The organism is Kribbella sp. NPDC055110 (genome assembly GCF_053607525.1).
The window spans coordinates 1-13,925 of record NZ_JBSGTS010000058.1 but is presented as its reverse complement, the minus strand read 5'-3'; the positions used below and the strand labels follow the sequence as shown (position 1 = coordinate 13,925).

Genomic DNA, 13,925 nt, shown 5'->3' with positions numbered 1-13,925 from the left:
CCCTCAAAGCCCTCGGCGACACCCGCCCCATCCAGCACCGCCGCGCCGACGCCCTCGAGATCAACGCCGACCCCCGCTACACCCAAGAACTCCTCACCCAAGCCCGCACCCACATCGAAACAGCCCTCCCGACCACCCCGCCACCCAGCCCCACCAACCCCAACCCAGCCACCAGCCACAAACCCCGTAACACCACAACACCGGACAACCCAGCGACGCCGAACGACGCGGCTGCGCAGGACACCCCGGTGGTGCAGGACGACCCGGTGGTGCCGGACGATGTGGTGACGCGGCACGACCCGGTGATGCCGAACGACGTGGTGCAGGACGACGCGGTGGCGCACGGCAACCCGGTGGTGCGGGACGACGCGGCGGTGCAGGACAACCCGGTGCCGAGCGAGGCAGTGGTGCAGGACAACAACGACGTGGTGCGGGAAGACGTGGTGGCGCCGGGCGATACGGTGGTGCCGGTTGGTGAGAGCGCGGGGAATGGGCCGCAGGCCAGCCTCCTCGACCGGCCGCTTCCCCGCTCCCGACGCCGACCAGACCCTCTCCAACCACAGAACTCGCCCGAGCCACCGGGCTCGCCCGAGCCACCGGATTCGTTCGAACTGCACGGGTCCGGCACCCGGCCGGCTTCCGCGGCGCCGGCGAGTGCGCCGAGCCCGTCGCTCGATCCGCCGGACAGGCTGGATCTGGTCGAGCCCTCGGGTCCGCCGGACGATCCGTGGCTCGAAGCCGCCGCGCCCTACGACCCCGATCCGCCAACGGACCCGTTCGACCGGCGGACACCAGCCCAGGCCGCGGACCCGGAGGCTGGCAACGAACCCGGGGCGGGTTCGGGGATGGATGCTGCCGCGTTGCGGGCACTTCGCGCCCGGCTCGCGCAGATCAAGCAGGACGCCTACGCCAACCCGAGCTACCCCAGCCACCCTGCCGAGCCCGGCAGTCCGCACGACTCAGGTGGGCCAGGTGAACTGGCGCGCCCGAATGCGCCGGCACAACCGGCAGACCCGATCAATGGAACCAAGGGACTAGTGCGTCCGGGATCGGCCCGTGCAGGACAGACACGTCCGGGTTCGGCCCGTGCATGGCAGGTGCGTCCAGGATCGGCCCGTGCGGGACAGGTGCGGGTGGGGCAGGTGCGTCCGGGGCAGACTGAGGTGGTTGTGCATCTGACCGACCACACGCTGGCCACCGGGAGCGGTGTGTTGCGTGCCGAGACGATCGGGCCGTTGCTTGCGGCGCAACTGGCCGAGGTGATCGGTTATGGGCCGTACACGGTGAAGCCGGTGATCGACCTGAATGACGCAGTGAGTGTCGATGCGTATGAGATTCCGACCCGGATCCGTGACCGGGTCAGGTTCACCTACCCGGTCGAGCTGTTTCCCTACGGCAACCGGGAGACCACCAACACGATCGATCTCGATCACATCGAGCCGTACGACCCGCACGGACCCACGGGCCAAACCAGCACCACCAATCTTGCGCCCCTCGGTCGCTTTGGGCATCGGGTGAAGACTCATGCGCGTGGCTGGCGCGTGCGCCGGGTCGATTACAGGACGCTCGAGTGGACGACGCCGCACGGGTTCACGTTCCACGTCGATCCCGACGGCACCCACCGGATCGACCCATGAGGCCGTACCGAGTCCAGTCTGCGCCCAGGCGAACGCCCGCGAGTCAGGCCTCAGCAGGTCGGTGACCGTGGTCAGCCTGGTCACCGGCGATGCCGGGAGCCCGCCAATCCGGCCCGGCCCCGGTCAGTTGCGATGGCGAGAGGCCACGCCCCGGTCAGCGGTGACGCCGGGAGCCCGCCCCGCCACCTGCGACTGCGCGAGCCCGCCCCGGTCACCGGCGATGGCGCGAGGTCGCCCCATCCCGCCCACCGGGCGCAACCTGCGGCAGCAGGCGCCTCGAATGACAGCGACGCCGAACCTGGCGCGGGCATCGTGGCGACTCCTCGTGGTAGGAGGAACGTTGCTGTGAGCTCTGAATGGTCAGCCGCTCGGGCGAGGGAGGCCGGAGCTGTCGAGGCCGTCGGAGGGTGGGGATGGGGTGTCGGTGAGTACGACGGTGCCTCCGATTGCGCCGAGCATTGCTGCGGTCACGAGGATCGCGGTGAGAGCGCTCACGATAGGGGTGGATCGGAGTAGGGCTGCGCCCGTACAGCTGGCTGCGATTAGGCACATTGCGATGTCGGCCAGGGGTACGAGGCCGATCTGGGGGAGTGGTGGGACGTGCCGGCAGTGTTGGGCTAGGACGGTGTCCAGCCAGTCCTGGCGGCGAGACCATCGGTACCAGTAGGCGAGTGCGCCGACGCCTATCGCGAGCCCACCGCGGAGGTCGAGTCCGAGGGATCGCCTCATACCCTCGGCGCCCGAGGTTGCACGAGTGGAGCCCGATGCGCGAGTGGAGCCCTCCGCACGAGTGGAGCCTGGCGCACGAGTGGAGGCCGGCGCATGAGTGGGTCCCGACTCGCGAGTTGAACGTCCGGTCGAAGCGCGTCGCGGTCGGTCGGTGGTGATCGGTTGGCGTCGTACGGGAAGGTCGTCGAGAAGATGGTCGATGCGGGTGGCGAGCCGCGCGAGAGTTCGGGTTGGGCGGGCGTTGCTGGGTGGTGTGTCGGGATCCGTTCGATCGCCGGGAGCGGTTCGACCATGCACGCGTTGGTGGCGGGTCGAACCAGCACATGTGGGGCCGGTCGACCGCGACGAAGGTCCTGTTCGACTCGCTGATCGTGGAGAAGTCCGACGGGACGGTGATCATCGGGCGTGGCGTCCCGGACGTGTGGATTCGCACGCGCCAGGAGGTCGGGCTCACCAGGGATCCGGTCAGCAACGGCGGACGCCTCGGTTATCAAGTGACTACAGCAGGCAAGGCTGTAACCCTCCAACTCACCGGCAACACCTCAACCCCTACCGGCAACACCTCAACCGTCACCGGCAACAGGCTCGAACGGCGCTACGCAACAACATCGCGTACGTCGCAATAAAGCAACCGTCAACCAAACAGCAGGCACCATCCACCTACCGCGCGGCACTACCCGCGTGACTGCAGTCCTACCAACACCATGTGAGACCCACGTCCCGGGACGGTCAGAAGGTGAGTTCGACGTGGGTTCCGGTGGGGACGCCGGGATGATGCAGCCAGGCGACGCCGACCTCCGCGTCGTACCGGAGGTCGGCGCCCTCGACGGACGTCGGTTCGGAAGGCACGCGGAGAGCTGTTGTGACTTGCACTCCGTGTGGTGCCTCGCAGGAGAAGTGGATGCTGGTCTGGTCTTGTTGCCAGTTGACGACGCGGCCGGCGGATGCCAGCAAAGGCTCCTCGTCGTAGGTGAGATCGCGGAGCCAAGTCAACTGACCCGGGCCCAACGAGCGGTGCCGGACGATGCTCAGTTGCGGGTCGAGGAGGTCGAGATAGGTGCCTTCGACAACGTGTGAACCGCCGCTCTCCTCGAGTACGGCGCCGATGAGGTACGGACCGCGCTGCACCGACAGCCAGTTGGTCGACTCCCAGGTGCCACCCGCCAACTCCCGGATCGCCGCCACCAGCTCGGCGGCGCGTGACGGTGATTCGGTGAAGTCGGCCGGACGCGACGACAGGAACCGAACCCGACCCTGACCGACCGGCTGTACGTCGTCACGCTTCCGGTCGGCGCCGAGCGCTTCGGCGAGGTGATCCGCGCACGTGTCGTACCGGCCGGTCCACCAGGAGCGGATCTCGTGGTACGGGTCCGCGTCGTCGCCGACGTACAGCAGGCTCCCGCCGCGACTGACCCATCCGGCCAGCGCGTAATGGATGCCTGGGGCAAGAGGTTTCTGGAACTCGTAGCTCAGGACGAGTACGTCGACCTCGTCGAGCGCATCGGGTGTGTCGATCACGTTTTCGAGTTGCACCGGGCAGACCCGTTGCCCGTCGTACAGGGGCGGCAACGCCAGACCGTAGAAGTCCGAGAAAAGCAGCTGCTCGCGGCCCTCCAACGCCAAAGCGTCTTGCAGGCCGTCGTAGTGCCCACTCTCACCACCGGGTGCCCAGCGCTGGAACATGGCGGTGTCCGAGAGCGCGATCCCGATCCGTGGACCCTCTTGGGCCCACCGCACGTCGGGCTGGTCGAGGTCGCGGAGGCTGTTCATCGCGATCAGGTAGCTGGTGGCGGTGTCCGGCGGAATGAGTTGCCGTTCGGTGGATCCTTCGCGCAGGTACGGGCGGTTGAAGATCCGGTTGGGCCACGGCGCGACCTCGTACCGCGCGACGCCCGGGTGCAGGAGCGACGCGATGAGGGTGCGCTGCCAGTTGGCCAGGTAGTCCTCCCAGGTGCGGTCCGGGTGGTCCTCGATCGGGTCGTGCAGGAACCACATCCGCCGGTCCGTGCCGCGGGTGAGGTCCTGCGCGATGCCGTACTCCAGGTACGCCGTCTCGAACGTGCGCTCGGCGACCTTCCCGGCGTACACGTTCGGCGTCCGGGACGTTCCGGTCCACACCTGCGCGATCGCGCCGTCGATCGAGGGCAGGGTCCGCAGGCGCGATTCGGGGCTGATGATCTGCCACTGGGTGTAGTTCAGGAGGCTGTGCGTCGGCACGTAGAAACGCACCTGCCGACCCTGCTGGAGCGCCTCGTCGCGTAGCACGGAGGTGACGCGGTCGAGGCTGCGGGAGAGCAGGTGCTGCTTGAGCTGCCCGGAGCGGAAGTGCGCTTCGGGAGTGCTGTGGGGAGGCTGCCACGACTCGTCGAAGAAGGCCTGCCACTCACGCTTGAACGATACCGAATAGCCGGCCCGCGCCCAGAACTCCGGCTCCTCGAGATGGATGCCTTCGACACCGAGCGCGATGATCGGGCGGAGTTTCTGCACCAGGTACTCGGTGAAGGCGAACGTCGGCACCATGTACGGGATATCGGTGCTCTCGCCGTGCAGGATCGGCGACCCGTCACCCGCGGTCTGCGCGTCGTCCCAATGGTCGGAGCCGTCCCAGCGCCCGTCGAGGTAGTCCTGATAGGTACCCCAGGAGATCCCGGTCATCAGGTGCACGCGATACCCCGCCTCACGCCAGCGCGCGATTCGCTCCGCCGTACTGTCGTCGAGGCCGTAGACCATCACGAAGTCGGTCCGCAGGTCGATGGATTCGTCGTACGGCGCGTGCTCCTGGAAGCCTGTCAGCTCGTCCGTCATCCGTCCACCCTTACCGCTCCGGGCAGGGGGCGCCAGCGTGGCGTCAGGAATCGGACAGGGATCCGGTCACATCCTGGGTGGTCGTGCTGAAGCCGTAGCACTGGCGGACGTTGTAGAAGGTGGCGTCCAGGCAGTACGACGGGGACGTCGTACCGACCGCGTCCTCGATCATGACGACGTCGTACCCGAGGTTCGCCGCGTCGGTCAGGGTGTTGAGGACGCATTGATCCGCGTTCACGCCGCAGAAGAGCAGCGTGTCGACGCGCAGGTTGCGGAGGATCGAGTCGAGTGGCGTGTCGACGAAGCCGCTCATCCGGTACTTGTCGACCGTGATGTCACCCGGCTCGACTGTCAGATCGTCGACGAGCGCCGCGGCCCACGAACCCGCCTGCAGCACGGGGGATCCGGACGGACTGGTCGTCGAGCCGATGCCGTTGCCTTCACCCGTGGCGTCGTACACGTGGCGCACGCCCGGTGGCAGGTTGGCCTGATCGGGGCGGTTGCCCCAGTTGACCCAGACCACGGGTACGCCGTGTTCGCGCAGCCGGGGGAGCAGGGCGGCCACCACTGGGATCGGTGCTTGTGCTCCGGAGACGTCGACACCGATGCCGGCCAGCCAACCGTCGTGGTGGCAGAAGTCGTTCTGCAGGTCGATCACGACGACAGCTGTCCGCGCCAGGTCGATGGTCAGTTGCTGCGGTTGAGCATCGAACGTGACGGGCTTCGCGGGGATCGTTGGGCGGCGCAGATCCGCGGCGTTCGGTGTGAGCTGCCAGGAGTTGCGGTCGGGGATCATGTCGGCGCTTCCGTGAGGAGGGCGAGCAGGGCTCGGTCGGTGCCGGGTCCGCCGGCCAGGCAGAGGCCGGCCGGGAGGGTCCCGACCCGCGCGGTGGGAATGCTGAGGGCCGGGAGTCCGGCGAGCGAGGCCAGGCAGGTCAGGCGCAGTGTCGCGCCGCGGATCTCGTCGATCGCGGCAGCGTCCCCGTCGGTGGGCGGCGCTGGGCTCGAGGAGGTTGGCAAGGCGAGTACGACGCCCGGCGGGAGCAACTCGTGCAGCACCGCGCGAGCGCCCTCCAGGACTGCGCGAGCCGCCGCTTCTTGGGCGTCTCCGACGGTGGCGCCAGATCGGAATCGCGCCTCCACGGCGGGCTCGAATCCGCCAGGATGGGCGGTCACGAACTCGCCGTGGATCCGCCACGCCTCGGCGCTCTGCACCTGCCGGAACGCGACGAACCAGTCCTCCAACGCATCCCGGTCCAGCTCGACCCGACGTACCGGAAGATCGTGCCGCAGTGCGAACGCTCGCAGCGCGGCCTCGACCGCGAGACGGGTGTCCGGCTCGGCGAGGTCCAGCAGCGTTGGTGCGACCAGCAATTCACGGGTCGGTACGACGTCGGCGGCGGGTAGCAATGTGCCGGCGGCGGCGGTGAGTACGGCGCTTGTCCGGGCGAGGATGCCTACCGTGTCGAAGGACGGTGCGAGCGGGACCAGGCCGGTTCGGTCGACGGCGTCGTGGGTTGTTCGGAGGCCGTAGAGGCCGCAGTACGACGCCGGCACTCGGATGGAGCCCGCTGTGTCGGTGCCGAGGCCGATGTCGGCTTGTCCGGTCGCGACCGCTGCTGCCGGCCCGCTGCTCGAACCGCCGGTGATGCGGCCGGGGGCGGCCGGGTTCACCGGGGTGCCGTAGTGGATGTTCGTGCCGGCGAGCGAGAACGCGAGCTCGTCGGTCTGCGCGAGACCTGCGACGTCGGCGCCGTTCGCGAGGAGGGCGGAGACCGCTGCCGCGTGGGTCGGTTCGATTGGTGCGGCGGCCAACCAGGCGGGGTTGCCCGCGCCGATCCGCTGCCCGGCCACGGCAAACAGATCCTTCACCGCAACCCGCATCCCATCCAGCCCACCCGCACCGGTGCCGGCGACCAGCGGCCGGTCCCGGGGAGGAGCAACCCGCCAGATCGCCGGGTCGTCAGGAGGTGGCATCTTGACTGAGGGCGAGGAGGACGAGACATGGGCGATCGTCACCTGCCAGGTCTCGCCGGTTCGTTGCCACAGCTGGGTTTGTACGCCGGTGCTGCCGTCGGCACGAACTGTCTCAGCGATCAGTACAGCTGAATCGGCGCCGAGTTCACGCAGATGGACTCGCTGCAGCACCCGGCCGGGTACTGGCGGACGACCTGCGCGGAACGCGGCGATGTGGTCATGACCGACCAGCACGCCGCTCTGGTCCGCGCGCAGAGTGGCCGCGTCGTCGGCAAAGGACGCGTCCAGTACGGCGACGTCGTTCGCGAGGAGTGCGCGTTCGTACTGGCGGAAGGCAGCCAGGAGGCCGGGGTCGCCCAGGGGGTTGTCGTTCATCGAGGTCGAGCGTAGGCGTGGATGTTGATGTGGTGAACATCCGTCGACAGATGCTTACGTCGGCGAAACATGCTCGTCACCGTGGACCATCAAGACGACGCACGGCTCCGCGCTGACCCGCCGGAAGCGGTGCAGTACGCCGCCGGCGTAGCTCACCGAGTCCCGCGCGCCGAGAGTCCGTACGGTGCCTTCGGCGGCTTCGGACGCGCGCGTCTCCACCTCCAGCACACCGGTCACGACGTACAGGAACTCGGGCCGGACGTGCTCGAAGAACTCCTCGAACTCCGTGCCGATCTCGGCGAACTCGGTGATGTCGACGCCACCTTCGTGCAGCAGCAGCCGGGTTCCCGTGCCGAGGAGCGGCGGCTCGCCGGCTGGTGGGGTCACAGTGGCGAGCAGTGCTTGCTGCGTTGTCCCGAGCGCGTCGGCGATGAGGAACAACGACCGCATCGAGGGGCGGGCGCGGCCGCGTTCGATCTGGCTGAGGAACGGGTGCGACAGCCCGGTGGCCGCGGCGACCTCGACCAGCGTGCGCCCGCGAGTGTGCCGGAGGGACCGGATCGCGGACCCGAGTTGGGCGTCGACCTCGTCCTGGTTCCACGCACCCTGATTCGACTCAGCTTGGTTCATACAGCCGGTCCTCCACAGAAATCTGCCCGAAACTGATCGGGCCTAGGCTGCTCAATGTTACTCACATCAACATTATGGGGTGAGCGGCTTGGCCGAGTGGTTCGAGGTACGGGACCTCGGTGAGGGGTTCCGGCTGATCGCGGAGCCGGGCCACGCCAACAGTTTCCTGGTCTCGGGCGCCGAGTCCGCGCTGCTGTTCGACACCGGCATGGGGATCGCCCCGATCGGCGACGTCGTCCGCGAACTCACCGACCTCCCGCTGATGGTCGTCAACTCCCACGACCACCTCGATCACCGCGGCGGCAATGCCTCACTGCTCGGCGACCCCGGTCTGTTGGATATCGCGGCGCATCCGCTCGGGCAGCACGGTGCGGTCGACGAGACCTTCCTCCGGATGTACGAGGGCGCGATGCGCGCGGTGTACGGCGATTATCTGCGCTACCTCGAGCTCGATCGGCAGAACTTCTTCGTCGCGTCCGCGCTGCCTCACATGCGCGAGCTGCCGGACCTCTCCAGTTGGCACGTCCCGGCCGTTCCGCCCACGCGCGCTCTGGTCGAGGGCGAGCTGATCGACCTTGGTGGCCGCGTGCTGCGGGTGCTGCACACACCCGGCCACGCACCTGATGCGCTGTGCCTGTACGACGAGACAACCGGCGTACTGCTCTCCGGCGACACCATCCTCGCCGCCGCGTACTGGCTGCACGGAGAGGACGCCGATCTCGCCGCGTTCGCGACGTCGACGCAACGGCTGGCCGAGCTCGCGGCGACCCGCGTGCTCGTCGCCCACAACCTCCTCGCCGAACTCCCAGGCCGGTCGGTGGCCGCAGTCGCCGAAGCTGCACGACGTGTCCTGCAAGGCGATTCCGACCCACAGCCCGACAAGGACCTGCTAGGACGCCCAGTCGACCGCCACGAGATCAACGGTGTCGTGATCCTGACCGCGGGGCCAGGGGAGGGCGCATGATCACCGGCGTGCGGCTCAGCGAGCTTCCGGGTGTGCGGTTGCTCGACGGGTCTGTCGTGGACCTGACGTTCGCGGACGGGCTGATCGCCAGCGTGCGGCCGGCTGCGCGGTCCGGCGGGTGGCGGGTGCTTCCGGCGGGTGTGGAACCGCATGCTCACCTGGACAAAGTGCTGACCGCCGACCGGGTCGACGCCGAGCAGAATGATCTGCCGGCCGCCATCGCCCAGTGGCGCGAGCTGTCCGCGGGGATGGACAGCGCAGACATCTACGACCGCGCGCTCCGAGCGGTACGCCGCTATGTGTCGCAAGGCATCACGACCATCCGCAGTCACGTGGATATCCCGGGCACCGGCGACCCGATGCGAGGCGTCGACGCGCTGGTGAAACTCCGCGAGGACCTCGGCGACCGAGTCACCCTGCAACTCGTCGCACTCGCGGGTCACAACACGCCTGACGCGGCGATCGACGAGGCGCTTGCCCGAGGCATCGATCTCCTCGGCGGCTGCCCGCACCTGGCAGATGATCCGTCCGCCGAGCTCACCCGGCTGCTCGACATCGCCGAGCGTACCGGCGCACCGATCGACCTGCACGCCGACGAACAAGTGCCGGCTCCCGAGCTAGACCTCGAAGAACTGGCCAAGCAGGTGATCGCCCGCGGGCTCACGCAGCGTGTCACCGCGAGCCATTGCGTACGACTCGGCTCGTTGTCTCCCGAGCGACTCAAACCGGTCCTGGAACTGGTCGCGGAGGCAGGCATCGGCATCGTCACGTTGCCGATCACCAACCTCTATCTGCAAGGCCGCGACGCGACACACCTGGTACCTCGCGGTCTGACCGCCGTACGGGCGATTCTCGACGCGGGCATCCCCCTCGCCGCGGGTGGCGACAACCTCCGCGACCCGTTCAACCCGGTCGGACGCGGCGACCCGTTCGAGACCACGTCGCTCCTGATCGCGGCCGGGCACCTGCGGCCTTCGGAAGCGTTGACGGCCGTGACGACAGGTGCGCGGTCCGTCCTCGGTCTGCCGGCAGGTGGGCTCGAACCCGGTAGTCCGGCGGACCTGATCGTCGTACCGGACACCGATCTGGGTGAGGTCCTCGCGGGGTGGGGCGGGTCGCGGTTCGTCGTACACGGCGGCCGGGTGGTGGCCGGCACCACGGTGAGTACGGAGGCATGGCTGTGACGAAGACGCTGGTGATGGAAGAGGTCTCGAAGACGTTCCCGACCGGGACGGTTGCGCTGACGGGCGTGGACCTGATCGTCGCGGCCGGCGACTTCGTGTCGGTGGTCGGGCCGTCCGGTTGCGGCAAGTCGACGCTGCTCCGGCTGGCGGCTGGGCTCGAGGACGTGACCAGCGGCCGGATCCAGGTCGAGGCGACCTCGACGAGTTACGTGTTCCAGGAGCCGACGTTGCTGGAGTGGCGGTCCGCGCTCGCGAACGTGGAGCTGGTCGGCGAGTTGCGCGGCCTACCGAAGGCGGAGCGGAAGGAACGAGCGCGGGAAGCGTTCGACCTGGTCGGCCTGACCGGGTTCGAGAAGCAGTTCCCGCGGCAGCTGTCCGGCGGGATGCGGATGCGGGTGTCGATCGCGCGGTCCCTGGTCGCCGAGCCGGAGCTCGCGTTGTTCGACGAGCCGTTCGGTGCGCTCGACGAGATCACCCGGCTGCGGATGCAGACCGAGCTGCAGCGGCTCTTCCAGCTGAAGGCGTTCGCCGGCCTGTTCATCACGCACTCGATCCCGGAGGCCGTGTACCTCAGCAACCGGGTGTTGGTGATGAGCGGGCGGCCGGGCCGGGTCGTTGCCGACTTCAACGTTCCGTGGGCGTACCCGCGCCCACCGGAGCTGCGCTACGAACCCGAGTTCACCGCGCTGACCGGCGCCGTGTCCGCGGCCTTGGAAGGTGATCACTCATGAGGCCGTGGTACGTCCGGCTGCTGCTCGCGGCCGGCCCGATGATCGGCGCACTCGCCACCGCGATCGGCCTCTGGTACGTCGTCAGCTACTTCGTCCTCAGCGACGACCGGCGGTTCATGCTGCCGCCACCGCACCAGGTGATCAAGACGTCGCTGCTCGACCCCGTGCACCTGCAGCCGATGCTCGACGCACTGGCCCTGTCCGTACGGGTTGCCGTCGTCGGCCTGCTGATCGCAGTCGTCCTCGGCGTCACGCAAGCAGTCGTGATGGTGCAGACGACCTGGCTCGAGAGAGCGCTTTATCCGTACGCCGTGATTCTGCAGACCGTGCCGATTCTCGCGCTCGTGCCGTTGCTCGGGATCTGGTTCGGGTACGGGTTCAGCAGCCGGGTCGTGGTCTGCGTGATCATCTCGCTGTTCCCGATGATCTCCAACACCCTGTTCGGCCTGCAGTCCCCGACCGCCGCGGCACACGACCTGTTCACGTTGAACAAGGCAACGAGATGGCAGCGGCTGGTGAAACTCCAGCTGCCGGCCGCCGTACCCGCGATCTTCGGCGGGCTGCGGATCTCCGCCGGACTGTCCGTGATCGGCGCGATCGTCGGTGACACGTTCTTCCGGCAGGGCCTGGTCGGCATCGGCGGCCTGCTGGACATCTACACCGCCCGTCTGCAGACCGAGGACCTGTTCACCGCGATCGGCCTGGCGTCGGTGTTCGGCGTCGCGTTCTTCACGGTCTTCGCCACCCTCGACCGGATCGTCGTCGGCCGTTGGTACGGCGTCGTCCGCCGGTAGTCCCCCCTGTGAGGAGTCTCATGAAACGCACCATCACCGCAGTTGCGCTGAGTTCCGCCGTACTCGCACTGGCCGCCTGTGGCAACGGCGCCACGGTCAGCACGTCGTCCGCAGGTCAGCAGGTCAGCACCGCGGCGACCGCCGGGTCGGCCAAGGACCTGTCCGGTGTCTGCCCGAAGACCGTCGTGATGCAGCAGGACTGGCAGCCGGAGGCCGAGCACTCGGCGATGTACCAGCTGGTCGGCCCGGGCTACACCGTCGACACCGCGAAGAAGCGGGTCACCGGGCCGCTCGTGTCCGGTGGCGTGGACACCGGCGTGAAGGTGGAGGTGCGGGCCGGCGGACCGTCGGTCGGATTCCAGCCCGTGCCGGCGTTGATGTACCTGGACAAGAGCATCCTGATCGGCGCCGTCAGCTCGGACGCCGCGATCGCGGGTTCGGTGAAGCAGCCGACGACCGCGGTCGTTGCCCCGCTCAACAAGAGCCCGCAGATCCTGATGTGGGACCCGAAGACGTACCCGGACGCCAAGACGATCGCGGACGTCGCCAAGACCGGCGCGGTCGTGGTCACCTCCGGCGACATCATCCCGCAGCTGCTGATGTCGAAGGGCATGATCACCAAGAAGCAGATCGACACCGGGTACGAGGGGACGCCGGCCCGGTTCGTCGGCGACCCGAAGATCCTGCAGCAGGGCTTCATCAGCGCCGAACCGTACATCTACGAGCACGAGGTCAGCGCCTGGAAGAAGCCGATCGGCAGCCAGCTGCTCGCCGACATCGGCTACAACATCTACCCGGAGGCCTTCTCGGTGCGGAGCGAGGACGTGGCGAAACAGTCCGCCTGCTTGAAGAAACTGGTCCCGATGCTGCAGCAGGCCCAGATCGACTACCAGTCGAACCCCGGTCCGGTGAACCAGCTGATCGTCGAGCTGGTGCAGAAGTACAACACCGGCTGGACGTACTCCGAAGGCGTCGCGACGTACGCCGCCGAGTCGATGGCGAAGAACAAGATCATCGCGAACGACCCGGCCACCGGCAGCCTCGGCGGGTTCGACGAGCAGCGGGTGGCCGAGATCATCACCACCTTCGAGCCGATCCTGAAACAAGGCGGCGCCGCGATCAAGCCCGGGCTCGCGCCCAAGGACCTGGTCACCAACGAGTTCATCGACAAGTCCGTGAAGCTGAGCTGATGACGACGACATCCCTGCGGGAGGCCGGGCGGTTCGCCGAGCTGCTCAAGAATGAACTCGGCGAGTCCGTGGTCTCGACCGACGCCCGGATGATCCGCCGGGTGTCCTCCGACTGGGCCCGGCTGTCGCCGATCCTGATGGAGAAGATCCCGCCCGGCCGGTTCCTCGCGGACGTGGCGGTGCGGCCGACCGATCCGGACCAGGTCCCCGCATTGCTCGCGCTGGCCTACGAGTACGACGTACCCGTGACACCGCGCGGCGCGGGGACCGGAAACTACGGGCAGGCGACGCCGTTCTCGGGTGGCGTCGTGCTCGACCTGCGCGGGCTCGATCAGGTCGTGGCGGTCGAGGACGGTCAGGTGCGTACGCAGCCGGGCGCGCGGCTCACGCTGATCGATCGCGCCGTACGGGCGGCGGATGCGGATCTGTGGATGTTCCCGTCGACGAAGGGATCGTCGCTCGGCGGGTTCATCGGCGGCGGCAGCGCGGGCACCGGCACGATCGAGCACGGCACCACCGCGGACGGATGGGTCCGGGAGCTCAAGATCGCGCCGTGCGACGGCAGCGGTACGACGTTCACCGTCTCGGGCGACGACGCAACGGCGTACATCCATGCGTACGGCGTGACCGGCGTGATCACCGAGGCCACCGTCGCGACCGCACCGGCCCGTGAGTGGGTGGCGTTCTACGCGGTCTTCGACACGTACGTCGCCGCGGTCGAGGTGCATCGCGCGCTGCCAGATCTCGCCGTACTGCCCCGGCTGGCGTCCGCGGACGAGCCGCCGCTCGTCGCCAACCTGCCGGCGCCGGTCGACCTCGATCCGGACCGGGTCAGCCTGCGGATCATCCTCGAACCGTCCACGGTGGCAGAGGTATCGCGGCTGGTTCGGGCGGCCGGCGGCTCGGCTG

At 68.4% G+C, this 13,925-nt stretch carries 12 protein-coding genes and 1 pseudogene; 8 read left to right on the top strand and 5 right to left on the bottom strand.

Going from position 1 to position 13,925, the window contains the following annotated elements:
- Positions 1-1,637 (top strand): annotated as a pseudogene (locus tag ACWF0M_RS37975) (hypothetical protein); the annotation flags it as partial.
- Between the two features lie 360 nt (positions 1,638-1,997).
- On the opposite strand, the gene ACWF0M_RS37970 reads toward ACWF0M_RS37975, so the two are convergent.
- Positions 1,998-2,132 (bottom strand): hypothetical protein, encoded by a 135-nt coding sequence (locus ACWF0M_RS37970; RefSeq protein WP_452240620.1) that lies wholly within the window; start codon positions 2,130-2,132, stop codon positions 1,998-2,000.
- A 482-nt stretch (positions 2,133-2,614) separates the two neighbouring features.
- Here ACWF0M_RS37970 and ACWF0M_RS37965 point away from each other — a divergent pair, with 482 nt between their 5' ends.
- Complete coding sequence (locus ACWF0M_RS37965) at positions 2,615-2,992, top strand: hypothetical protein (protein WP_452240619.1); 378 nt, start codon at positions 2,615-2,617, stop codon at positions 2,990-2,992.
- A 103-nt stretch (positions 2,993-3,095) separates the two neighbouring features.
- Here ACWF0M_RS37965 and ACWF0M_RS37960 read toward each other — a convergent pair whose 3' ends face one another.
- The 4 genes from ACWF0M_RS37960 to ACWF0M_RS37945 are packed head-to-tail and all read right to left on the bottom strand — an operon-like array spanning position 3,096 to position 8,153.
- Complete coding sequence (locus ACWF0M_RS37960; protein WP_452240618.1) at positions 3,096-5,171, bottom strand: hypothetical protein; 2,076 nt, start codon at positions 5,169-5,171, stop codon at positions 3,096-3,098.
- Between the two features lie 43 nt (positions 5,172-5,214).
- Positions 5,215-5,967 carry a cysteine hydrolase family protein gene (locus ACWF0M_RS37955; protein WP_452240617.1) on the bottom strand — a complete coding sequence of 251 codons (753 nt, stop codon included), beginning with the start codon at positions 5,965-5,967 and terminating at the stop codon, positions 5,215-5,217.
- Positions 5,964-7,523 carry an AtzH-like domain-containing protein gene (locus ACWF0M_RS37950; RefSeq protein WP_452240616.1) on the bottom strand — a complete coding sequence of 520 codons (1,560 nt, stop codon included), beginning with the start codon at positions 7,521-7,523 and terminating at the stop codon, positions 5,964-5,966. Before ACWF0M_RS37950 ends, ACWF0M_RS37955 begins: the two co-directional genes overlap by 4 nt.
- Before the next feature lie 54 nt (positions 7,524-7,577).
- The gene (locus tag ACWF0M_RS37945) at positions 7,578-8,153 is read right to left on the bottom strand and encodes a helix-turn-helix domain-containing protein (protein ID WP_452240615.1); all 576 of its coding nucleotides are present in this window, start codon (positions 8,151-8,153) and stop codon (positions 7,578-7,580) included.
- Positions 8,154-8,232: 79 nt separating this feature from the next.
- Between ACWF0M_RS37945 and ACWF0M_RS37940 the strand changes: the two genes are divergently transcribed.
- From ACWF0M_RS37940 to ACWF0M_RS37915, 6 genes are all read left to right on the top strand, one after another.
- Entirely contained in the window at positions 8,233-9,117 is an 885-nt protein-coding gene (locus ACWF0M_RS37940; protein WP_452240614.1) for an MBL fold metallo-hydrolase, read from the top strand.
- Entirely contained in the window at positions 9,114-10,301 is a 1,188-nt protein-coding gene (locus ACWF0M_RS37935) for an amidohydrolase family protein (protein ID WP_452240613.1), read from the top strand. Before ACWF0M_RS37940 ends, ACWF0M_RS37935 begins: the two co-directional genes overlap by 4 nt.
- On the top strand, positions 10,292-11,032 hold the full coding sequence (locus ACWF0M_RS37930; protein ID WP_452240612.1) for an ABC transporter ATP-binding protein: 741 nt from the start codon (positions 10,292-10,294) through the stop codon (positions 11,030-11,032). The genes ACWF0M_RS37935 and ACWF0M_RS37930 overlap by 10 nt, the downstream gene beginning before the upstream one ends.
- Positions 11,029-11,826: an ABC transporter permease gene (locus tag ACWF0M_RS37925; RefSeq protein ID WP_452240611.1), complete on the top strand. Its 798-nt coding sequence runs from the start codon at positions 11,029-11,031 to the stop codon at positions 11,824-11,826. The genes ACWF0M_RS37930 and ACWF0M_RS37925 overlap by 4 nt, the downstream gene beginning before the upstream one ends.
- A gap of 20 nt (positions 11,827-11,846) precedes the next feature.
- Positions 11,847-13,016 (top strand): hypothetical protein, encoded by a 1,170-nt coding sequence (locus ACWF0M_RS37920; RefSeq protein ID WP_452240610.1) that lies wholly within the window; start codon positions 11,847-11,849, stop codon positions 13,014-13,016.
- Positions 13,016-13,925: FAD-binding oxidoreductase (locus tag ACWF0M_RS37915; protein ID WP_452240609.1), on the top strand; the 910-nt coding region annotated here is incomplete at its 3' end. The genes ACWF0M_RS37920 and ACWF0M_RS37915, both read left to right, overlap by 1 nt.

Coding starts and splice junctions, on each gene's coding strand:
- ACWF0M_RS37960 (WP_452240618.1), bottom strand. CDS start 5,171: ATGACGGACGAGCTGACAGGCTTCCAGGAGCACGCGCCGTACGACGAA.
- ACWF0M_RS37955 (WP_452240617.1), bottom strand. CDS start 5,967: ATGATCCCCGACCGCAACTCCTGGCAGCTCACACCGAACGCCGCGGAT.
- ACWF0M_RS37950 (WP_452240616.1), bottom strand. CDS start 7,523: ATGAACGACAACCCCCTGGGCGACCCCGGCCTCCTGGCTGCCTTCCGC.
- ACWF0M_RS37945 (WP_452240615.1), bottom strand. CDS start 8,153: ATGAACCAAGCTGAGTCGAATCAGGGTGCGTGGAACCAGGACGAGGTC.
- ACWF0M_RS37935 (WP_452240613.1), top strand. CDS start 9,114: ATGATCACCGGCGTGCGGCTCAGCGAGCTTCCGGGTGTGCGGTTGCTC.
- ACWF0M_RS37930 (WP_452240612.1), top strand. CDS start 10,292: ATGGCTGTGACGAAGACGCTGGTGATGGAAGAGGTCTCGAAGACGTTC.
- ACWF0M_RS37925 (WP_452240611.1), top strand. CDS start 11,029: ATGAGGCCGTGGTACGTCCGGCTGCTGCTCGCGGCCGGCCCGATGATC.
- ACWF0M_RS37920 (WP_452240610.1), top strand. CDS start 11,847: ATGAAACGCACCATCACCGCAGTTGCGCTGAGTTCCGCCGTACTCGCA.